A 23,084-nucleotide genomic window follows, 5' to 3' on the forward strand; every position below is an offset into this window, starting at 1 on the left:
TGCAAGTGGCTACTGATCTGGAATTTCAGCATTGACCAGTAAAGTGAGCAGTTGCAAGGATTCCTGCCATCCCAAATAACAAGCTTCTACAGGAATGACGTCGGGAATACCCGATTGGGTAATATGCACTTCTGTTCCCACCGACACTGCTTTGAATTGAATGCTTACTTCAATAGTTCCCGGTAAATTCGAGTCATCAAACTGGTCTGTATAGCGTAGCAACTGGTTAGGAATAATTTCATGATAGGTACCACCAAAGGAGTGGCTGGAACCGGTAGAAAAATTGCTAAACGACATTTTGTAAGTCCCACCGACTTTGGCATCCAGATGATGAACTTTAGCGGTAAAACCATGTGGCGCCATCCATTTAACCAGAGCGTCTGGATCAATAAATGCTTTAAACACCCGTTCTGGTGGTGCGGTAAATACACGGTGCAGTTTTACTGTATTACTTTCTGTATTGGTTTCACTCATTTGCTGATCTCGCCTTATTTTTATTTTTCAAAGTTCAGTTTACTGTTGTTATGCCATGCCTATGTATGGCTTTAGTACGATATGAAGCAAGGCTTCCTTTTCTACAACTAAAAGCCACATGGCAATTTTCAAAGTCTCTCCAGATTAAATATACCTGCATTCAATCAGAAATTTCTTCATTAAAATCTGACATTTATTTCTAAATATTCTCTAAATATTTTAGTCTGGCATGTCATCAATATCATTGGGTTCTGTGCGCGGCTGGATGTTCATACAGTGCCGAAAACAGGATGAACGTTCATACGCCTGCATACGTACACGCATGATGGAACCTAGAGGCTGATGTTCTTTTACCCCATGCCATGGGTTGAAAGATAGCACATCATCCGAATAAACCCGACGTGCCGGACTGAAGGTATTTTGCTGCGGAAAATGTAAAGTTCCAATGACCTGGTGCGGTGACTCATCCTCATCCCACAACACGGCGGCATCTTCGGCATACGGTCCAGATGGGTACATAGCTGGGCGCGAATCGCATAATCGGCCGTATTACGCTTAAAAAAATCCTGTACCAGATCACGTATGCTGGAATCATCTTGAATTTGCATCGTTATGCCGGTCAGCTGCTTCACCGATTCAGATTCAGGCGCCACACTGATTTTGGCAATATAGTTGCCATAACGTAGGGCTGCCATACTGTGATAGGTTTCCCCAAGTATATGATGCTGACTACGCGTCAGTCCCTGGATAGTCGCAGAGGCCGGCAAGCCTGCACGATTGACCAGATGATCGACCCCACGCATAACTCCTCGAAAACCATGCATGACCAGTTCAGGTGCCCTTTCCCCTTCAGTAATAAAAGGCAGCATTTGCATATATTTGCGTACCGTTCCAAAAACCAGCACCGGAATATTGACCAGCAGAAAGTCCTGATTTTTTCCATCACTTGAATCTTCTGGTAATAAGCGCTCGCCCGGCACATTTAAAATTTTAGCTGCAAAACCATGTGGAGCCGGCGTTCTGTCACTTCGCAAATCACCCGGTGCAGCAGACAGACGGACTATGACATAATAATAACCAGGATGGGCAAAAACTCCCTGCGCCAGGTAATCTGGCAGGTTTTCAGGAATGGTCAAAATACCTTTTAAGAAACCATGGGATTTAGCGTGTGCATCTCGAACTGCATGACGATGCTTGTCAAAAACCTGAATATGGGTTTGAGCCATATGCTCTACAATGTACTGAATATCTTCTTGTTCATTTTCCTGTTTTTGTTCTACTTCTGGACGATAGGCCACATAATTATTGACTGCCATGCGGTGCTCCTTTCGATTCTTCGAATATGGATGAACTGCTTTTTAAAATTTATGTATTAATCTAGCAAGGAGTACTCATTATAAATGCAGTGCTTAGTAAATAATTTGAGTGTGTTTAGTAAACAAATGGGCAGATAAAATTAAGATGATGGGTTCTAAGAAAGATAAAATAATGAAGAAAAATTTTATTTTTAAATTTCAAATCAGAAATTTAAGCAGCAATATCTACAAGATTAAGAACAGACTGAATGTAATCATCCAAAAAGGTTCATTTTTAACTATGCCCTGTTCAGTTTTAATTCATTGATAATGATTTCATAAAATCCAAGTGTTAAAAAAGCCCTAAACATTAAAAATTTTAGGGCTTTTTTAAAAAGGTAAAATCAGATTTTGGATGAACCCCGATGAATTCAGACAGGCTATAAATATTAACAAAATGAATTAACTTCTAATTTCGCCTTCTAAATCTTCGTCATCATAAACATAGGCCATGCAACCCCAGCCATCGTATTCACCGCCATGCTGTTCAGCAATACTGCCAAACCACTCTTCAAGGTCGACAATGTCTGAATATTCAGGTTCCATATACACATAGATCGTGATAATCCACTCGACCGTGTCAGCGTCTTCATCTTCAAACAGGCTGATTTTTTGTTCTTCTTTCAGCAGATAAAGTGCGCATTTTTCTGCCTGTTCTTGAGTTTGAAAAGCGATGGAAAATTCAATTTCATGAGCTTCGGTCAAGTCGTCGCCATCTTCAGCCATTTGCCAAAGTACATTACCGTTTTCGTCATCGGGAAATTGTTCAAAATCGCGTGTCATGGAGCGCTTCCTTATTGTAATCAGGTACAAGCTATATCATGCTACACAGATTAGCTCAAGTTTGTTTCAGTTTCTCGATTTAACTGCGTCAATATTACTGAGGAAGCATTTCTTTCTTTGTAAATTCTTATTTTTTCAATAGATAGGCTGTTGTTAGCCTTCTATCATCTGTTCTTGCAACTCACTTTGTTCAGCCTGTTGCTGTGCCTTAAATGCTAAAACCAGGCCTGCAAACTTTAACTCTTCCAGACGTAACTTTAAAAATGATTCATTAATTCGCGCATGACTGAATGCTGTTCCATAATGATTGATCAGGATAAAGTCATCTTGCAGTGCCTGAATAAACTCCCCCATCGTGTCATGAGTCAGTTGTGATAAATACAGATCGGCCTTACTGTTAAACACATGCGTAACCAGAGCGATAGCCGAAAGCCTGCGCTTTTCTTCAACATAATCACATTGTCCCACCGTGTTTGCGGCAATGGCATTTTTTATTTTACGGCGCACTTCTTTTAACTGCTGCACGGCATGGATTTCATCATAGCCATCAATTAACTGATCCAAAACTGTTTGTGCAGGATATAAATATTGGATGCCATAACCATGAATCTTATTTTCCAATGCTTTCGAAATTGCCGCTAAGTTTTCTTGTTCTACCGCTTGATTATAAACACCACCTAATCGTTCTCTCGCCTGGGCTTCCAGGTTAAGTCGGCTATTTTTTTCCAGTTTTTCCAGATAATGTCGAACACTTTCAATCTCTGCCTTGATTTTTTCCAGCAGAAACGCTGCTTCAGTTTTAGTGACTTCTACAAAGCTCTCGACCTGGTTTTTTCGCTCTGCAACATAGTCTTCAATATCTAAAACATCCTGATACTGACTGAGCTTTTCAACCTTGTTTTTTAAATTTCCGATCTCTATACGACAGGTATTCAATTGATGATGCAGCGCATCATTTTGCTGCTCATGCTCTGCCAGATTATTGCGCGTGCGATCCAGATTCACCTGTAAAGACTCAAGATTGAGCTGTTTTTTTCTTATTCGTATGATTGCCCGATAAAGCAATCCCACCAAAATAATGGTGGTCAGGATATATAGATAAATCATTATTATTATCTCAAAATTATTATTTCAAAGAAATGTGACACATTATTTATTATTAATTTGTTTTTCAATCACTAGAAAAAGGGATATTGTGTGCGAATGATCGCACTTTTTTATTATTCCAAGATTTTCATCATCATAAATCAGTTAGCTGACAAGAAGAAGATAGCCTTCATATCATATATGTAACTTATTATTAAGATTATAGAATACTGAACAGATAAATACTTAAAACATTGATTAAAAAGGTACTTTTACCTTAATTTCAACATCTGCTCCGCTTAAAGGCTGTTTAAAAGACAGATAACTGGCATGTAAAGCCATACGTTTTAATGAACTTTGGTAGGGTTCTGGATGATAGAGCTTGTCGCCAGTAATCGGATGCCCGATATATTGCATATGCACCCGCAACTGATGCGAGCGCCCGGTAATTGGGGTCAGCAATACCCGGCTAATGTCTTCCGCTTCAGAATATTCCAAGGCCTGATACAGGGTTTTGGCAGATTTTCCCAATTCAAAATGCACAATTTGGCGCGGCCGGTTTTCCCAATCGGTAATTAATGGCACTTCGACACAGCCCTCAGCTTCAAGCTTGCCTTGAACCAGAGCAATGTAATTTTTTTTGACGGTACGTGCCTGAAACATTTTACTGACTGCCACTTCTGCTTCACGGTGTTTGGCAAACATCAAAATGCCCGAGGTGGCCATATCTAAACGGTGGGTAATTTTAGCATTGGGATATTTTTCCAGTACGCGAAAATAAGCACTGTCATGGTGTTCAGGCAAACGCCCCGGAACCGACAACAACCCGGCCGGTTTTTCAATCACCACCAAGTCTTCATCTTCATAGACAATAGCAAGCGCTTCCTGAGGCGGCATATACACGAAGTTATCGTTAATGGGCATAGTGAATACGGCATAGGGGAGAATGGGCGCAAAATAACAATCTCTGCTACCGCTGTCAATGCCGCAACACCCGGCCAGAATTATGCCTGATGCGATTTTTCCCGGGTGGTTTTATAGCTGTCTTTCAGGGTTTCTAGCTGACCATTTAAAAAATGGTTAAGGTATGCTCTGGCCTGATCCAGACTGAGCTGTTTAAAGGCCACATAATCCTTGTTTTTTAAGGTGACTAAACCAAACAGGTTTTTTTGCGGCGTGATAATTTCAATATCACTGTCCAGCTTAAATGCTAGCTGATCGGAAGCCGAATAGGCATTTAAACTAAGGCGCACGCTTTGCTGGGTATCGGTATCGGTTACGGTAAACGTGGTAATGGCCCCATTCATTTCCAGTTGCGAAACCAGTTGGCGACGCCAGTTGATTGCATCGAATTGGCTTAATATTTCTGTACTTTCAAATAATCCTAAAGCTTCTGCATCCTGCTCACTCAAGTGTTGCGGATGACGAATTTCCAATTCGTATTTTTTCATTGTTATTGGCTCATTTTAAAATGATCAACTTGCATTCTAGCAAGAGTTTTTTCAGCCGACTATTTTGTTTTTTGATGGAAAATCATTTTATATCAATTGATAAGTATACTTTTAATGATGGAATGCACATTCAGCTGGGTAAAATTTGATGCAGATTAAACAAATGAAAAGAAAAAGAATTGTTATTTTTTATTGTTTGGAAAAAATTTTTAGGGTGTTAGGGAAAACATTGGAGTTTACTTCAACTATCCCACTTTGTAAGTGATGATCTTATAGCCTATAAACTTATGATCTATAGCGTCCTAAGCCGAATCGAGACCTTTTGGGTAAGTACTACACTCACGTTGTACGCAACTGGCAGCAATCTACTCTTTCCGATCCCTTATCACACCCTTGAGACATATATTAGCCAAAGCGAATCGGGATTAATTTCCTAAGATTTTTGATTTTCTATTAATTTTGGGAATTTTTTCCTTCAAATAATTCATTCACAGAATTTTTTATCTCTTCAACCAAAATAAAGATTTTTTATTGCATAAAAACCAGAATTACTGGAATTTATCTCCAATATTCAGCGTACATCCCTGCTCACTTTAATCGGCAAGATAATAATCCACCGTAGACACTACCCGGACTTTCTTTAAATACGGCGTATTACTGTCGCGGTCTTCAATACTAAACAGGCCCTGATTGGCCGCCTTGATTTTACCTAAACGGCTTTTGGAATCTGCGGCAAATTTTTCTGCTACAGTGCGGGCATTTTGAGTCGCCTGTTCAATCATGGCCGGTTTAATGTCATTTAACTTGGTAAATAAATATTCGGTTCTTTGTCCTGAATCATCGCCACCAAAAGCAATGCCCTTTTTACCCAAGGCCACCAAGCGGCTCTGTGCAGCCCGTACTGCATCAATTTTATGGGTATAAACAGTAATGGTTTGATGCGCGGTATAACGCAGTGCCACATTGGCATCGCCGCCATATTGCTGGGCATATTTATCGGTGGTGACTGGAGCTCCGGTAGTAATTTCCGCGACGCTAAAACCTTCCGCTTTCAAGAAAGTCTGTATTTGCTGGGTTTGTATTTCCATGGTGTCGTACAGCTGGGTCAGATCCTGACTGGCAGAACTAAAACGAATCGGCCATACCGCCACATCGGCTTTGACCTCACGTTCAGACAAGCCTTTGACCGAAACAATGCGTTCATATTGTTTAATTTTGACTGCACTACTGCCCAGAATCCATCCTGCCACAATCATCCCCAAGCAAATAAAAGCGCCTAAAACCAGTGCCGATTTAAATTGATTCATGGTTCTGAATTCCTCTTCTGCTTGATTTTTTATTGTAGTTTGACCATTTTTTAGCTTGGAAACTGCAGTTTAAGTAGTGATGCTCTATCCGCATGTTTGCACCAGGCTTGTTTTTTGTAAATTGCTCAATGCGGTTTAGGTAGCCCGTATTAGATATAGGGCAACAAATGGCACTACATTCAGCAATAAAATGCCAATTTTATATATGGCCATACCACCATAATGAATGGCATCAAAAGTGGTGTCTGAGAGCTGGAACCACTTGCCATGTAGCTGTTTCATCCAGTCACGGGCAAAAATAAAGGCTAAAAACCAGATCATTAATATAATGTAATTAATCAGCAATGAACTAAGTAAAAAGCGACTCCATAAATCATCATTCATCATTTTTATTGTCTGCCTGAGTAGTAGCTTATGATTTCTAAATTAGCAGATAATGAACGGAAATGAACAACTGATTTGTATCTGGTTTCAGGCAGTTAAATATAGTTTTATCAATTTGATTTTTAAAATTTTTATCATTTATTGTTACTACAGAGAATTTTTTAGGGTGTTAGGGAAAACATGCTGTTTCACTTCAACTATTACAACTGGGTAAGCTGTAACCTGATGCCTATAAATTGGTAATCTATAGCGTTCTAAGCCGAATCAAGACCTTTTGGGTAAGTACTACACTCACGTTGTACGCAACTGGCAGCAATCTACTCTTTTCGATCCCTTTCACACCCTTGAGATATAGAATAGCCCAAGGCGTGTGGGATTAATTTCCGAAGATTTTGCAATTTTTATTATTTTCAGGATATTTTCCCGTTTTATCTGAATTTATAAAAAAATTTCCCAATTCGAGTGAAAATATCGTTTTTAATTGCGCCAAATCCATACAGATTGCAATTTTTTTCTCTACATGGAGGGCTGGCATCACAAGAGATACCAGCCCTGTTGATCCTGTTATTTCTTCTTGGTCATTTCTGAAAGCAAATCCAGTTGTATTTCCTGAATCTTAGCCAAACGATCCCACTGATGCATTAAAAGATGATCAAGTTTTTCATGTAAATGCCGAATTTCCAATTCAGCTTTCAAGTTGACCTGATAATCATTTTGCGAACGCAAACGGTCTTTGGCTTCCTGCCGGTTTTGGCTCATCATGATTACGGGCGCTTGAATAGCTGCCAAACAGGACAGCATTAAATTTAATAAAATAAACGGATATGGATCTGCAGGATGTTTCACCATTACCACCGTATTGACCAAAATCCATAAGGCCAAGAAAATGGCAAAGCAGATCAAAAAGGTCCAACTTCCGCCAAAACTTGCAATTTTATCGGCCAGTTTTTCTCCAAAGGTCCAATTCTGATCGAGCTTGTTCTCTATATTTTTGCTGATCAGCTCATGCTGTTGCATACTGTTCAACACTTCATATTCCAGATCAGTGACTTCACCTTGTTCAGATTTTAATATGGACTGCACATACTGCATACGATATTTGGTTAAATCGGCTTGGCATATAAAGTCTCCAGATGACCACTCCGGAAAATCCTTTGAGATTTCCTCTGTAATGACTTTTCGAATTGTTCCGATAGGAATCAGGCTTTTTTTAGGAAAGCTTTTCTTGCAGACCATACATGTTTGACATTCTGTTTTTCCATTCATAAGCGCGCTCTTGTTCTATTGTCACTTTTACTCTGTTTCAAAGCCACTATCCGGCTACATGGCTTGCAATATAGGCTGGGATAAATTGTATTGATTTTATACCAGCTTGCTGCAAAGACCGCTGCGTCTTTTCTACCTGAGTCGAATTTTTTAAGCGTCCTGTCGGGATTGACTTTAAATATTCAGATCATAAACAGATACGTTATCTAACAAATAGCTGACGGGTATGATGATTGATATAGGCATTTAAACCATCGCCATACTGGGCCAACTGTTTCATGTTTTCGACATGTTGATATCCGGCACTGGCATAACTATAGGTATAAATTTTTGATTTTTTCCTGAATTGAACCCGAATGAATTCCCGGCCAATTTCATAGTTGGCCACACCTGAGTCATGATTGAGATCAAGATAGTGTTGCAATTCAGTTGCCCTAAAAACTGTGAATCTAGGGTTTTACATGGGGATAATTTGACTAATTTTCAAACAAAATTGAATGATAAAATCCTCTGCTTAAGAATCAGCGATTTGCATTTTTTAATGATCAATCAAAATACAATTCATCAAAGTCTTTTATCTTAGACAGGTAAATAGGTGCGAAATTGATTTTGCTCCATGTTTCTTTAAATTTGGGATCAGCTTCAGGGTCTTCGTTTAAATTTTGCCGAACCAACTTTTTCGCGGTTAAAAAATTAATACTGGTTTCGCTTTGTATATATGGACCATGATTTTCTGAACTTTCATAACCTATCAGGCGCAGGTCATTGCCTTCTACTCTAAAGCTATATCCCCACCAACCATAGCGGCCATGTCCATAATTGACCAAGAGTTTGTTTTTCTCTATGCCCAGCATTAAATCTGGCGCGAAATACACGCCTCCATCTTCATTTTCTGAACTGAAACAGGACAGGTTTTGCAGCAATTTTTTGTATTTGCCATTTTCATTCAGCAGCACAATGAGACCACGGCGGTTACGGTCAAGCTTGCCACGGTATTCATCCATAACCCACTGCTTGGGATCTGTACTTTTGACAATCAATACCAAGTCATTTTTAGCATCTTTGTTTAAATCACCTTCAACTGCTTCAAACAGCACATATTTTTCAGGAATATAGGCTTGGTATTTGAGGCGGTCTTTTTGCAGTTTGACCTGTTCGGGTGAAGCTGAAGTTTGGGCCAGGCTTAGTGTGGGCATTGCAAGCGCCAACAGCATATAGACAGATAAAGTAAAGCACTTAAACATAGCAAATATGGCTCTCATTCAATTTATTCTTTTGTCAGCTGAACTGATGCCTTCAGAATAGCATTTACGAGCAGATTCATCGAAGACTCCGCTCACAATATATCAAATAAGGTCATCATTTTATTTATGTTATCTATTTCCATTTGAACCCATCAAAAAACCCACCAAATAGTGGGTTCTTAGACAGCCATAATCATTGCTATAAATTTTATTCTACACAGCACTTGCTACAGCCTTCCACTTTTTCAGTCGGCCAATTCATTCTTGCACGTTTATATGCCAATTCGTAATTTGCAAAATATCCAATCACAATTTGGTCATCAAATTTTGGCAGGTCTTCGCAGCCCAGTGTCGCATTATGTATATAGTGTATGCCTTTAGCTGCAGGTTGTTCATCTACAATAAATTTGATCATTGATAGTCCCCTAATAATTTTTATAAAGTTCAACTATAAATAAACCCATATAAATATTATGGATTTAATTCAATATTAAAATTATGCCTTTATTGAGTGAAAATCAAGCGGTTTTACATGAAATATCAGTGACATTCTTTAAATAAATATTTCTTAAAAATTTTGTATAAACATATATTTTCTTTACATTTTCAAGGCAGTTTTTTCCTGTTATTTTCTTGTCCAAAGCGTACCCAGCATATCAGCATAATAATTAGTATCCTGATACATCAGGGCACCCGCACAGGCAAGGCAAAGACAGAATGGACAGCAAAGTCGCCCAAATTCATTCACCTGTGGAAATCACGGAATTTGCTATTCCGCCTGTAGTCGCGGTTGATACACTGCGATAGAATGCCCAGCCAACAAAAAAGCCCTATGGATGAATAGGGCTTTTGTTCAAAACAGAGGGTAACTGTTTGAGGTGTGCAGCTTAGGCAATTTTTTCGTTAAATTTATTGCCAAGGCATTTGGTACACGGTGGTAGACGATCAGTACCAATTTCTAAGTAGACGCGATGTCCACATTGAATACAAAAATAGAAGCCTGTTCCGGGTTTTTCGCCAGCAGTAACCATTTTTGTTCTCCATAGGTTTTAGAAATGGTGAACTCAGTATACCCCTATCGTGATGATTGTCTATTGATCATTTCGACAATTGATAATGGCATAATTGCAATAAATAATTTCTGTAAAAAATTTTGACTGCCTATAAAATTATCGAAAACTTACCCATTTGGAAGATTAAATAGGTACGTCCTTCCTTTTTATATAAAAATCTAATTAGGAATTCCTTTGCGCATAGGATTTAAAAACCAATTAGAAATTTTTTCTATAAACACCCAAACATCATTATTTTCAGGTTTAATATATTCATTTTTATTAGGATCTTCACCCATCTTTTCAAATATTTGAATCAACCAATTCGGACCATGACTAGTTGCTTGTAAATTTGTTAACCAAGATTCCAGCTCACCATTTGGAACCACAAATAATCCGTATTCTGCAAGTTTTTGGAAAAGATTAGATAAGGCTTCTTTATCTTGACCTCCTAAAATATTTATACCTCCATCTCTTTTCATATCTCGACCAGAATCAATAAACTTTTGTTTAAGTGCTTGTCTTGTATGGGCGAGAGGATTTCGCTCAATCTCTGGCAATGAAGCACAGTCTAAAAAGTCACTCCATACACTACCACCATCTTTCAGAATATCGATATCCACTATACCAGCTACTGGTATACCTAACTGACGCAATGGCTTGATGATAGTTTTGACTGTTTGCTTGTTCTGAGCATTAAGAAACAGACAATTTGGAATCCCCTTGTCAGTAAATTTTAGCAATCTATCATTGATTTCCTGATAGAAAGCACGGTCAGCATCTGACTCTGTTACTACGACAAATTCGTAAAATAATGCGCTTAGTACGCCTACAGAACGTAATAAAGGATTTCTCATCAATGTCAAAATATCTTCATTAGGTAGAATTCTTGAAGTAGCTACTCCGTCTCTATATGTTAAGCGGACTATATTTACAGGTGCGCCAGACTGAATACATCCCATAATAAAGTTTGGACTATGTGTGGCGACAAATAATCTCTTATCCGAGTGAGACATAATACTTGCCACTTCTTTACCTAAATTAAATGCTAAAGATGGGTGTAGAAATGCTTCAGGTTCATCCATTAAAAGAATAGATGGATCGCCGGCTACCATTTCCGTAACCATTCCAGTAAATGCCTTTACTCCATCACTAGCATGCTCAATAGGCACTGCATTTCGATGAAACTCTACAGCTTCTTTATGAATTCCCCTTTCCTCTAAATCATTTTCAGGTTCTTTAATCGATAAACGTAATGAAAAATTTCCTAAGTTTGTGGGATCAATAACAAGATACTTCCCAAAAGCTTCATAAATTATTCTTCGTACTTGAGCTCTCTTTTCATCATCCCTGAATAGCATTTGAAAGCTTGAATGCGGTGGGCCTTGAAGATTTCCAGCAGATTGAGAATTAATAAGATTAATTCTATTATTTCCATTTAAAATCAATGTACTATATCTCAAAAACCAACTGCAAAATTGAGAAACTCGTGCATTTGGATTCATTAAAGCATTTTTATATTCAGGTAAATGTACTTGTTGTCTTTCACCATTTCGACCAACTAAAATATGATCTGAATAGACCATTTCATTAAAATGTGGCTCTAGTTTAATTTTATTTATTGTTTCTTCAATTGCGTTCTCTTGAATAGCTACAAACTCAATTCTGTCTATGATCTTATTATTTGAATTATTGTTACCATCTATACAAAATTGATTTAATTCTCTAAGAATTTGACTTTTTCCTGAGTTATTCGGTCCTACAAATACAGTAATTGGCAAAGCATCAACATTTGTTTTCTCTGTATCTAAAGCTCTACCTGACTTTAATTGAATATTCTTGATCATAGTTATTTTCTGAAATAAAAAACCCACTTAACAGTAGGTTCTTTTTTAAACAATATCAACAACTTTAATCCACCCCAACCCTCCTTTTTAAAAGGAGGGAGTTTCCCTCTTTTTCAAAAAGGGGCTAGGGGAGATTTTAAAAAAGATTAAGCCACATTCCCTTCCAAGAAGTCCTGTGCAAAGCGTTGCAATACACCGCCCGCTTCATATACAGAAACTTCTTCTTAGGTATATAAACGGCAAGTGACTGGCACTTTAATCATTTCATTCTTACCGTCATCGGTAGAGTTCTCAATCGCTAAAGTTACATATAGAGGTTTTTCATATGTTATCTTTTAATTATCATAAACACTTAAATTACCTGTTCTCCACATCTCACCATCCCAACATAAAACATCATCTAAATTCTTCATTATGGGGTGCTGACGTAATCGAGGTGATCCATCTTTTTTGTACCATTTATTGACAAGCGTTATAGGTGTAGGTGGATAGACTTTTTTTCTATCGTTCAGATTAGGCTGCCAAAAATAAACAATTATAGATTCAGCCTTTTCTAAAAAAGTTCTAGTTGCTTCAGCTGGATATTCTGCTTGTGCTAACCAAATTTCTTGTTCTCGGGTCACTAAAGGGGCTTTATGATGGTTTTTCAACCTATTGTAAAAACTACCTTCTGTTATTCCACAATACTGAATATCCAAATCTCTTTCGTATTTACCTTTTCCAGTAATAATATATAACCCATTAGATTTTTGCTTATTTTCTAGAACTTCATCGAGAGTAAAAGGACCTTCCCAATTCAGAATTATAGTATGTTGTTCCATTTGTATCTCTATTAAAAAACCCCACTTAACAGTAGGGTTTTTTTCAAACAATATCAATAACTTTAATCACCCCTAACTCCTCTTTCTTACAGAGGAGAACACCCTCCTTTGGAAAAGGAGGGTTGGGGTGGATTTAACAAAAATCAAGCCACATTCCCTTCTAAGAAGTCCTGTGCAAAGCGTTGCAATACACCGCCCGCTTCATAAACGGAAACTTCTTCTTCGGTATCCAGACGGCAGGTGACAGGCACTTCCACAATCTGGTTTTTACCATCATCGGTTGAACGTTCAATCACCAAAGTCAAGGTCGAACGTGGCGCAATATTACCCACTACGCTATACAGCTCGGTACCATCCAGCCTCAAAGTCTTACGGTCTGTGCCCGGTTTAAACTCAAGCGGCAACACGCCCATACCCACCAGGTTAGTACGGTGAATACGCTCAAAACCTTCAGCAACAATTGCTTCTACACCGGCAAGACGTACACCTTTGGCAGCCCAGTCACGGCTAGAACCCTGACCATAATCCTTGCCTGCAATCACAATCAAAGGCTGTTTACGGTTCATGTAGGTTTCAATCGCTTCCCACATACGCATCACTTCGCCTTCCGGCTCTACACGCGCTTTTGAACCTTGCTTAATTGTGCCGTCCGAACGAACCACCATTTCATTAAACAGTTTCGGGTTTGCCAAAGTCGCACGCTGTGCAGTCAAGTGGTCGCCACGATGAGTTGCGTATGAGTTGAAATCTTCCTCAGGTACGCCCATTTTCGCCAGATATTCACCAGATGCACTATCCAATACAATCGCATTCGATGGTGATAAATGGTCAGTAGTGATGTTGTCACCCAAAATTGCCAGCGGACGCATATTGCTTAAAGTACGCGGTGCAGCCAATGCCCCTTCCCAATATGGCGGACGGCGGATATAAGTACTTTGCGGACGCCAGTCATACAATGGACTTGCCGCTTTTTCTCGCTCGCCCAAATCAAACATTGGAATGTAAACTTTCTTAAATTGCTCTGGTTTTACCGCAACTTTTACCAGCGCATCAATTTCTTCATCCGATGGCCAGATGTCTTTTAAGTAAATTGGATTGCCGTCTTTGTCTGTACCTAGTGCATCTTTTTCGATGTCAAAACGAATCGTTCCGGCAATCGCATAAGCCACAACTAAGGGTGGAGATGCCAGGAACGCCTGTTTTGCATAAGGATGGATACGGCCATCGAAGTTACGGTTACCTGAAAGTACCGCAGTGGCGTACAGGTCACGGTCGATAATTTCTTGCTGAATTTTTGGATCTAAAGCACCCGACATACCGTTACAGGTGGTACATGCATAAGCCACAATACCAAAACCGAGTTTTTCCAGATCATGCAGTACGCCTGCTTCTTCAAGGTATAAAGCCGCTGCCTTGGAACCCGGTGCAAAAGAAGATTTCACCCAAGGCTTACGGGTTAAGCCCAGTTCATTGGCTTTACGTGCCAATAAACCTGCTGCCACTGTATTACGCGGGTTTGAGGTATTGGTACAAGAGGTAATCGCCGCGATAATCACCGCGCCATCTGGCATTAAGCCATCGGTACGGTGTTCAACTACACCGGCAATGCCTTTTTCTTTCAAGTCAGATGTAGATACACGGGCATGCGGGTTCGATGGCCCTGCAATGTTACGGGTCACAGTTGAAAGGTCGAAACGCAACACACGCGGATATTCCGCCTGCTTCATGTCTGATGCCCAAAGACCAATTTCTTTGGCATAAGCTTCAACCAGTTTCACCTGCTCTGCTTCACGACCGGTTAAAGTCAGATAATCAATGGTGTTCTGGTCAATAGAGAACATCGCCGCAGTTGCGCCATATTCAGGGGTCATGTTGGAAATGGTGGCACGGTCACCCACAGACATGCTGTCTGCGCCTTCACCAAAGAATTCCAGATACGCACCCACGACACGTTCTTTACGCAGGAATTCAGTTAAAGCCAACACGATATCGGTTGCGGTAATACCTGCCTTACGCTGACCCACCAGTTCCACACCAATAATGTCTGGTAGACGCATCCAAGATGCACGGCCCAGCATCACGTTTTCAGCTTCCAAACCGCCCACGCCCACAGAAATCACGCCCAAGGCATCGGTATGCGGGGTATGTGAATCGGTACCGACACAGGTATCCGGGAATGCCACACCTTCACGGTTTTGAATCACTGGAGACATTTTCTCCAGGTTGATCTGATGCATGATGCCGTTGCCCGCAGGGATCACATCAACATTTTCAAAAGCAGTTTTGGTCCATTCAATAAAGTGGAAACGGTCTTCATTACGACGGTCTTCCACTTCGCGGTTTTTACGGAATGCATCCGGATCGAAACCGCCGTATTCCACTGCCAGTGAGTGATCGACAATCAGCTGGGTTGGAACAACCGGATTGACTTTAGATGGGTCACCGCCCTGATCAGCAATCGCATCACGGAGGCCTGCAAGGTCAACCAGTGCCGTTTGCCCCAAGATGTCATGACACACCACACGTGCCGGATACCAAGGGAAATCGTGATCTTGTTTACGTTCAATCAGCTGACGTAAAGACTGTTCCAGAATGGCAGGATCACAACGGCGTACCAGCTGTTCGGCAAGTACTTTTGAAGTATAGGGAAGTTTTGCATATGCGCCTGGCTGAATATCTTCTACGGCTTGGCGTACGTCATAATATTCGAGCTGGGTACCTTGCAGTGGTTTGCGGTAGTTGTTGTTCATAGCTTACCTGCCTCTTGAATCATTTTTTCTTTACTACGTAATTGTTGTTGCGAGTTACAATCGGTTCAACGGCATAGTACACCGCCGAAAACCCATTTCCCAAATCTTTTATATTTCATATATTTAGATATAAAAACAGGTGTTTTAGAAACATATTGTTACATAATTTTTGGGATATTTGCTCTAATCGTGCTTTTTTTGGAAAAATAGCGGGAAATAGGCCTCATTCTTTAGTATTAGATGTGCCTAAGCGAATACAAAAACAATCTTGTTCTGTAATATTTATCCCAATCGTTTAAGTAGATGTAAAGCTTATATTTTTTATATTGCATTCGCTCTTGTCAGGCATTAAAACCTAAAAAATAGCGTTAAGCTGCAAATCTGATGATCTAGCACTGCTTTGGATGCTTATCTTTTGAATATGCTTGTTGGGTAATACCTATTTTTTCATCATTCCATCATTCTAAACCCTTGGAATATCGCGTCACAAAAGATATTCAAATGACAAAAAAATGATAAAGGGTAAAAATAAAAAAATAGCCATTCTTGGCTTAGAGCAGCGTTTTTAAAGCTGTCGATCTTGTAGTTCACACATGGTCATTTCAACAAAACCACATTATCCTGAATTTCAGTAAAGCTAAGCAATCTGGGCTTTTTGTTTGCCTATCTGCCTGGCATGCTGCAAAATATCTACAATTAATGATTTGTGAAATATACCCAGAGGCTAATCATGGCAACGTCGACTGCTTTTATATCATTCACTTTAAATGGTGTAGATGCACAAAAATTCCTTCAGGGCCAAGTGACTTTAAATACCGAAGCCTTAGCAGAAAACCTGCCTCGCTATACCGCGATCTGTAGTTTAAAAGGACGTATCCTGTTTGGCTTATGGCTGAAAAAAATCAATCCGGAAAGTTTTGAAATTGTCGTCACTGCTGACCAGGCAGAAGAATTTGCCAAGCACATTAAAAAGTTTGGTGCATTCTCAAAAATGAAACTGGAACAAGCGGGTCAAGTATTCCCTACACTAAATGGCGATAGCACCGATTTTTCTACCACTGAAACCGATATCGCTGCTTGGCAGCTTCAAGCCATTGAAGCAGGTCAGGCCTGGATTGAAGCGACAACGGCACAAGAATTTCAGCCGCAAGAACTGCGTTTACATCAACGTGAAGGTGTACATTACGACAAGGGCTGTTACTTGGGTCAGGAAATTATTGCACGCCTCTGGTTTAAGGCCAAACCAAAACACTGGTTGCATTTGGTTCAAGGTACCGGTGATGTTCCTGCTGCTGCAACACAATTGAATAATGATGTAGAAGTGGTCAACAGCATTGCTGTGGATGGCGGCTATAAAGCCTTAGTCGTAGCGAAACCTGCTGCGCTTGAAGAGCTGGGATTACAAGTGCTAGATTTGCCTGAAGCCTTAAATGGCGAGGTGGCACGTCCACAATAATATTCAAGTTGAGCAATCCCATTAAAAAAGCCTCCCGAATCGGAGGCTTTTTAAAATCACAAATTAAAATCGTGAAAAAGTTTGTTCATGTCTTTAATGACATACTCTTTAAAATGGAATGCACGCGCATGTTTTGCATCAATACGTGCAGTCTTTCCCTCATGTTCAAAGATATAAACACCATCTTCTTTGCTCACCAAAAAGTTTTTGCCTAATCTCATCAACAATGCATCAAATTTATCTTCATCTGGAATGCTTTCATCCAGATTAATCTGATCATATGCCCGTTTAATACCTTTGATGAACATTTATCTACTCACACATTGATTCAGCCGCGATTTAAACAAAGTTTGACTTAAAAACAAAGTAGCGTTTACCTGTTCTGCATTTATATCTGGTTCAGTGCGTTATAGTTTTAAATTTTAAGATGCTAAACAATACATGTACAAAGCTCTTCAACAACTTAAGGCTAATTTAAGCTCGTCGGCCCAAAATTTACCCAGTAGTGATTATGTAAATATCTATGAAATTTTATTGCAATGCACAAATCATGTATTTACATTCACATAAATAAACTTATGATGTTGTATGAAGTGTTCCACATCCATTTTTAAACACATAAATGGAATTATGTGCATGTTTATAAAAGGTTTTTAAAAATATGAAAAAAATTATACTTGCTAGTCTTATTGCTTTGTCTTCAAATCTAGCGATGGCTGAAATGGCAACCAAGTCGGTTGATCCTGCATTTGCTAAAGTAGAAACACTGGTTAAAGCCAACAATATGAAAGGCGCTTATGAAGAACTTGATAAATTAGCCAAAACTGGGAATGCACAAGCACTTTATAATTTGGCCTACCTGACCCAAACCGGTCAGGGCACAACCAAGGACGAGAAAAAAGCCATCAAGCTATATCAAGAGTCTGCAAACAAAGGCTATCCGGTGGCGAACTATGTATTAGGCAAAAACTACATGACCGGCACTTTAGGTCTTCCACAAGATACAAAAAAAGCCAAACAGTATTTAGAAAAAGCATCTAAACAAGGTTTTGATGATGCCAGTGTAGATTTGGCAGTGTTGCTGTTTTCTGAAGCTACGCCAGCATCAGATAAATTGGCTTTGCAAAAATTAAATCCACTGATCAAAAAAGACAATTATCAGGCCATTCATGCCAAAGCTTTATATGACATCAGCCAGGGTTTTAAAACCAAAAAAGAAGAGCCAATTAAGCAAGGCTTAAAGAGCATTCAGGACTTGGCACAAAAAGGTTATATTCCGGCTTTAATGGCCGTGGGTAACATGTTTGCAAACGGTAAAATCGTTCCGCAAAACCTACCAGAAGCGAAAAAGATTTTTGAGGCTCTAGCCAAAGAAAATATACCGCAAGCGAAAGAATCTTTAGCTGTGGTGGATAAAATGATTGCTGATCAAGCCAAAAACCCACCTAAAGATGCAAAGAAAAGCTAAGCACTGAAAATCAAAAGCCCCAATCTCGGGGCTTTTTTTATAGGTGTGATTTTGTGGTTATTGAAGTCAGCTAAAACTTTAAGCCCACCAGACAGTAATTAAAATGCTCACTACAATGAATCCAAAAATGGTGCTCATCAATAAGGGCGTTAAGGTTTTCTCATTTAAACCATAGGCTTGACCTAATATGCCAAAGATGGTCGGCATCGGTAAAGCGGCTATCAGGGTTCCGGCATAGACCATTTCCTGACTGACATCGGTTAAATAACTTAAACCCAGAAACATCAGCAAAGGCATGAGCAGGTTGCTGGAAATCACCAGATAAAAGCTTTGCATATTGACGTATTTTAATGTCAATCCCACCATTCCCCCACCAATCGAGAACAAAGCCAAAGGCGAGGCAGTTTGCCCCAATAGAGCCAAAACCTGATCCAATAGTTTAGGAATATGAATCTGGAACACGGCACAGGCTATCCCCAGCATCACGCCCATAAATAAGGGGTTTTTTAATAAGGTCAGTACCGTGCCCTTGATGATTTGTGCAAGGTTGGCTTTTTGCGAAGTTCCGAGTTCTGCCAAAATCAGTACAACTGGAATAAGCAGTACACTTTCAATGATCACCACCAAAGAGGTATAGGTCATCGCCTTTTGCCCCATCAGCAAGGTCAATACTGCGGTACCAATCAGCCCGGTATTCGACATGGCCGCACCCAGCGACAGAACTGAAGACTGCGAACGATTATTTTTAAAATAATGTGAAACAATAAAAAATGCCGTCACATATAAAATAAAAGTCACGCCACTATAGACAAAGAAGTATTCTGGATACCAAATTTCATGCAAATCTTTTGCGGCCAAGGATTGAAAAAATAAAGCAGGTAGCGCAATTTTAATGACAAAAGCACCAATGCTATTCACCTGTTCTTTTGTTAAAAGCTGCAACTTTACCGAGAGATAACCTAAAGCTAATAGAAAAAAGATCGGTACAATGACCGCAAAGACCATATTGAAATTGTCCTTTCAATCAATGAAATAACAGGGTCAGGCCCTGATCAATCAGAGCCTTCAAGTGAAACATTCAAGCTAAATTTAGAGATGTGTTATTAAAAAGCACGAAACAACGCTTTTAATCCATGCGGCTGACAACGCAAATATTGCGGTGCGATTTGAATATTTTCACCCAATTCTGCTGCAGCATGCCATGGCCAACGCGGGTCATACAGCATAGCACGAGCAAGGCCAATCGCATCTGCCTGCTCATAATGTAAAATGCCTTCAGCCTGCATCGCTTCGGTAATTAAACCCACGGCAATCACAGGAATGTTGACCGCCTGCTTAACAGCATGGGCGAATGGAACCTGATAATTGGCTTCCAGGTGGATGTTTTGATTTATATGCAAACCACCACTCGACACATGAATATATACTGCACCGAGTTGCTCTAGAGCCTTGGACAATCCAACCGATGAGGCCACATCCCAGCTGTCCTGCCCTTCCATCCAGTCTGTTGCAGAAATACGTACGCCTATAGGATAACCTTCTGGTACTGCATTTTTCATCGCCTGAAAAACTTCCAGGGTCAAGCGGATGCGGTTCTCGAAACTGCCGCCATACTCATCGCTACGTAGATTCGATAACGGCGACATAAATTGGTGCAGCAAATAGCCATGCGCTGCATGCAATTCGATTAAATCAAAACCGGCATCCACAGCGCGCTTGGCAGATTCAGCAAAGTCTTGAATTATTTGCTGGATTTCATCCTGCGTCAATGCATGCGGTGCATGGTCGTCCGGATTAAAAGGAACATCACTTGCCGAAACAGTCTGCCATCCCTGAGCATGTTCAGGTGCAAACTGCCCACGGCCCGCCCAAGGTTTATCAGTTGAGGCCTTACGCCCAGCATGAGCTAATTGCACGGCAAAAGGCATAGGCGAAAGTGTCTTTATTTTTGTCAATAATGCCTTGATCTGATCACGTTGCCTATCATTCCACAGCCCCAAATCGGCATAACTGATGCGTCCTTCAGGTTGCACTGCAGTTGCTTCGACAATACATAAGCCTGCACCAGACAAGGCATAATTTGCCCATTGCTGTTCATGCCAATACGTCACTTCTCCCTGTTCTGTTGCCGAATACTGGCACATCGGAGCAATCACGATTTTATTAGTTAATTTTAATGAGCCAAATTGAATTGGTTGAAATAATAACGACACTGTTACCCTCTTAAAAAGCTTTAGTTATGCTTAATCCTGCGCTCCAGTTTAAACCATCCGCTGGTTCAAAAAAGCGCCCATTCCCATCATTTACAATCACGGAACCGACATAGTTTTGATCAAATAAATTATCTACCCGGGCAAAAGTACGGACTTTCCAATCGACCTGTTTCCAGACATAACCGGCATTGGCCGAGACGACACTATAGCTTGGTGCAGCATCGCTATTTGCATCATCGACATAGACTTTATCCATATAGCGTACATCCACACCTGCATTAAATCCGGTTTCCGGTTGCCAGCCCAAAGCTGCAAAAGCCTGATTTTTGGCGATGCCTGGAATCTTGGTTCCCTTCTGCACAGTGCTGTCTGGAATCGCCGCATCAAAAGTGGCATCAATAAAGCTATAACTGGCTTCAGCCTTTAAATGTTGCCACAAGTTTTTATTCCAGGACAGCTCTAAACCTTGGCGCAAAGTTTGATCTGCATTTTTATAGGTTGCCCGCCCATCAATGGTGCCTGCCGAGACAATGTCATCTTTAGTTTTGGACTGGAAAATGGCGGCAGTAAAATGACCTAAAGGGTTTTGACTTTTTAGCCCCAGTTCATAGTTGTCACTACTGGCAGGTTTTAAATTGAAATTCATGCCATCATTTGCGGAATAGGCCATTTCAGTAAAGGTCGGTGTTTCAAAACCTTTGGCATAGCTGGCATAGGCATTGAACTGGTCGTTGATTTTCCACGTTAAAGCGGCTGATGGTAAAACCTTGTCATAATCGGTCTTACCGCTGTCATCCGCATTGCCTGCCACAATATAGTGATCTTTAGACTCATAATGCACATTGCTATAACGTAGCCCGGCATCCAACGTCCAACTTGGCAACACATCCCAAGAGGCTTGTAGATAAGGGTCTAAGTTCCATAAAAGATTCTGTTCATCACGGCGTAAATTACCTTTTACGCCAAACTGCCCATTGGCATTAAAGTTTTCATAACCTTGACGGTCTTCATCCATATAATCGAAGGCCAGACCTGCTGTCAGGCGTGTATTTGGTAAAAGATTCTTTCCAATCCAGCGGATATCTGTACCATAATAGCCACGGCTAAAATCTATCACACCACCTGCATGGCGCGGATTATTTTGCGGCGCTTGAGGAATCGATTGATATTGTGTGACTTCACGATGCCCTACATAAGCCATGGCATACAGTTCATGCTGATCAGTGACTGGTTTTGACCAGGTCAGCCCGGTCTGGGTTTGATTAAGTTCCTTGCGCACGTCATAGATATTGTTGGCATCATTGACCTGTTTAGGATTGGCTTGCCACTGTTGTCGGGTTAGGCCTTGCGGATCATCCGCATTGATGTCGACATGATTCACAATCCAGTTTAGCTTGGAGCCATCTGCTAAGTCCCAGCTCAGTTTGGCATTGCTTAAGACTTTATTAGCAGCGCTATGATCACGGTAGCCATCGGTATCGAAATAAGATGAACTGACCTCATAGCTCGGCTCACCGGCTTGATCTGCACCGCCTTGCAGTACCACATCGGCACGACTTTTATGATGACTACCGCCTGAATAACCCACTTCAATGGAATCTTTGCCTTCACCCTGTTTGGTCGAAGTTAAAATTGTACCGCCAGATGAGTTGCCATAGAGTGAAGAAAATGGCCCACCCAGTACTTCAATATGGCTCAGACTGCTTAAATCGATATTTGAGGTTTGTCCCTGGCCATCCGGCATGGTTGCTGGAATTCCATCAATATATAAACGGACACCACGCACCCCAAAGGTTGAACGTGCGCCAAAGCCACGCATAGAAATCTGCAAATCCTGCGCATAGTTTTCACGATTATTCAGTTGTAAGCCCGGTACACCTTTTAATGTTTCAGAAAGATTTACCCCTAAGTTATTTTCATTTTGCTTTTGTTCAACACGATAGACCGATGCAGGCGTTTCAAGCCATGCGGTATCTGTTCGGGTCGCTTGAATTTTTATTGTGGGAAGTAAAACGGGTTCCGTAGAACCTGTTTGTGCATATAAGCTTTGGCAGATACATGCGGTCAAGCAAAGCAAACTTGTATTCAAGGAACCCCGAAGATATTTACTTTGCATAGATCGGTACC

General features: G+C 40.4%; 21 protein-coding genes and 2 pseudogenes. 2 read left to right on the forward strand and 21 right to left on the reverse strand.

What is annotated here, in order from left to right:
* Positions 1-9: 9 nt before the first annotated feature.
* From LZZ98_RS13100 to acnD, 17 genes and pseudogenes are all read right to left on the reverse strand, one after another.
* On the reverse strand, positions 10-474 hold the full coding sequence (locus LZZ98_RS13100) for an SRPBCC family protein (RefSeq protein WP_237788229.1): 465 nt from the start codon (positions 472-474) through the stop codon (positions 10-12).
* 219 nt (positions 475-693) lie between these two features.
* Positions 694-1,790 (reverse strand): annotated as a pseudogene (locus tag LZZ98_RS13105) (catalase family protein).
* A 441-nt stretch (positions 1,791-2,231) separates the two neighbouring features.
* Complete coding sequence (locus LZZ98_RS13110; RefSeq protein WP_237788231.1) at positions 2,232-2,612, reverse strand: ribonuclease E inhibitor RraB; 381 nt, start codon at positions 2,610-2,612, stop codon at positions 2,232-2,234.
* A 153-nt stretch (positions 2,613-2,765) separates the two neighbouring features.
* Positions 2,766-3,719, reverse strand: a complete 954-nt coding sequence (locus LZZ98_RS13115) for a DUF4041 domain-containing protein (protein ID WP_237788232.1) — start codon at positions 3,717-3,719, stop codon at positions 2,766-2,768.
* Positions 3,720-3,956: 237 nt separating this feature from the next.
* Positions 3,957-4,622, reverse strand: a complete 666-nt coding sequence (locus LZZ98_RS13120; protein ID WP_237788233.1) for an RluA family pseudouridine synthase — start codon at positions 4,620-4,622, stop codon at positions 3,957-3,959.
* Positions 4,623-4,702: 80 nt separating this feature from the next.
* Positions 4,703-5,149, reverse strand: coding sequence for a hypothetical protein (locus tag LZZ98_RS13125; RefSeq protein WP_237788234.1), 447 nt, complete (start codon positions 5,147-5,149; stop codon positions 4,703-4,705).
* Positions 5,150-5,742: 593 nt separating this feature from the next.
* On the reverse strand, positions 5,743-6,456 hold the full coding sequence (locus LZZ98_RS13130) for an SIMPL domain-containing protein (RefSeq protein WP_237788235.1): 714 nt from the start codon (positions 6,454-6,456) through the stop codon (positions 5,743-5,745).
* Between the two features lie 135 nt (positions 6,457-6,591).
* Positions 6,592-6,840 carry a DUF6868 family protein gene (locus LZZ98_RS13135; protein WP_237788286.1) on the reverse strand — a complete coding sequence of 83 codons (249 nt, stop codon included), beginning with the start codon at positions 6,838-6,840 and terminating at the stop codon, positions 6,592-6,594.
* A gap of 564 nt (positions 6,841-7,404) precedes the next feature.
* Complete coding sequence (locus tag LZZ98_RS13140) at positions 7,405-8,106, reverse strand: DUF1003 domain-containing protein (RefSeq protein WP_086175375.1); 702 nt, start codon at positions 8,104-8,106, stop codon at positions 7,405-7,407.
* Positions 8,107-8,308: 202 nt separating this feature from the next.
* Entirely contained in the window at positions 8,309-8,530 is a 222-nt protein-coding gene (locus tag LZZ98_RS13145; protein ID WP_237788236.1) for a hypothetical protein, read from the reverse strand.
* Positions 8,531-8,651: 121 nt separating this feature from the next.
* A complete protein-coding gene (locus LZZ98_RS13150) occupies positions 8,652-9,302 on the reverse strand; it encodes a hypothetical protein (protein WP_237788237.1) in 651 nt (216 codons plus the stop codon).
* Between the two features lie 256 nt (positions 9,303-9,558).
* On the reverse strand, positions 9,559-9,765 hold the full coding sequence (locus tag LZZ98_RS13155) for a hypothetical protein (protein ID WP_237788238.1): 207 nt from the start codon (positions 9,763-9,765) through the stop codon (positions 9,559-9,561).
* A gap of 472 nt (positions 9,766-10,237) precedes the next feature.
* Complete coding sequence (locus LZZ98_RS13160; protein WP_237788239.1) at positions 10,238-10,381, reverse strand: zinc ribbon-containing protein; 144 nt, start codon at positions 10,379-10,381, stop codon at positions 10,238-10,240.
* Between the two features lie 200 nt (positions 10,382-10,581).
* Complete coding sequence (locus LZZ98_RS13165) at positions 10,582-12,249, reverse strand: ATP-dependent nuclease (RefSeq protein ID WP_237788240.1); 1,668 nt, start codon at positions 12,247-12,249, stop codon at positions 10,582-10,584.
* A 146-nt stretch (positions 12,250-12,395) separates the two neighbouring features.
* Positions 12,396-12,557, reverse strand: a pseudogene (locus tag LZZ98_RS15630) (hypothetical protein); the annotation flags it as partial.
* Positions 12,558-12,584: 27 nt separating this feature from the next.
* Complete coding sequence (locus tag LZZ98_RS13170) at positions 12,585-13,070, reverse strand: hypothetical protein (protein WP_237788241.1); 486 nt, start codon at positions 13,068-13,070, stop codon at positions 12,585-12,587.
* A gap of 143 nt (positions 13,071-13,213) precedes the next feature.
* Positions 13,214-15,820 carry a Fe/S-dependent 2-methylisocitrate dehydratase AcnD gene (gene acnD / locus LZZ98_RS13175; protein WP_237788242.1) on the reverse strand — a complete coding sequence of 869 codons (2,607 nt, stop codon included), beginning with the start codon at positions 15,818-15,820 and terminating at the stop codon, positions 13,214-13,216.
* Between the two features lie 730 nt (positions 15,821-16,550).
* Here acnD and ygfZ point away from each other — a divergent pair.
* Positions 16,551-17,276 (forward strand): CAF17-like 4Fe-4S cluster assembly/insertion protein YgfZ, encoded by a 726-nt coding sequence (gene ygfZ / locus LZZ98_RS13180; protein WP_237788243.1) that lies wholly within the window; start codon positions 16,551-16,553, stop codon positions 17,274-17,276.
* A 56-nt stretch (positions 17,277-17,332) separates the two neighbouring features.
* Here ygfZ and LZZ98_RS13185 read toward each other — a convergent pair whose 3' ends face one another.
* Positions 17,333-17,584 carry a hypothetical protein gene (locus tag LZZ98_RS13185; protein ID WP_086175382.1) on the reverse strand — a complete coding sequence of 84 codons (252 nt, stop codon included), beginning with the start codon at positions 17,582-17,584 and terminating at the stop codon, positions 17,333-17,335.
* Positions 17,585-17,937: 353 nt separating this feature from the next.
* Here LZZ98_RS13185 and LZZ98_RS13190 point away from each other — a divergent pair, with 353 nt between their 5' ends.
* Positions 17,938-18,744: a tetratricopeptide repeat protein gene (locus LZZ98_RS13190; protein WP_237788244.1), complete on the forward strand. Its 807-nt coding sequence runs from the start codon at positions 17,938-17,940 to the stop codon at positions 18,742-18,744.
* A gap of 78 nt (positions 18,745-18,822) precedes the next feature.
* Here the strand turns inward: LZZ98_RS13190 and LZZ98_RS13195 are convergent, their stop codons facing one another.
* The 3 genes from LZZ98_RS13195 to LZZ98_RS13205 all read right to left on the reverse strand — a co-directional run bounded on the left by LZZ98_RS13195 (position 18,823) and on the right by LZZ98_RS13205 (position 23,073).
* Positions 18,823-19,749 carry an AEC family transporter gene (locus LZZ98_RS13195; RefSeq protein ID WP_237788245.1) on the reverse strand — a complete coding sequence of 309 codons (927 nt, stop codon included), beginning with the start codon at positions 19,747-19,749 and terminating at the stop codon, positions 18,823-18,825.
* A 98-nt stretch (positions 19,750-19,847) separates the two neighbouring features.
* Positions 19,848-20,957 carry an NADH:flavin oxidoreductase/NADH oxidase gene (locus LZZ98_RS13200; protein ID WP_237788246.1) on the reverse strand — a complete coding sequence of 370 codons (1,110 nt, stop codon included), beginning with the start codon at positions 20,955-20,957 and terminating at the stop codon, positions 19,848-19,850.
* Between the two features lie 10 nt (positions 20,958-20,967).
* Complete coding sequence (locus tag LZZ98_RS13205; protein WP_237788247.1) at positions 20,968-23,073, reverse strand: TonB-dependent receptor; 2,106 nt, start codon at positions 23,071-23,073, stop codon at positions 20,968-20,970.
* Between the last annotated feature and the right edge of the window lie 11 nt (positions 23,074-23,084).

It is taken from the genome of Acinetobacter sp. SM34, from assembly GCF_022012365.1.
Taxonomy (GTDB): Bacteria; Pseudomonadota; Gammaproteobacteria; order Pseudomonadales; family Moraxellaceae; genus Acinetobacter.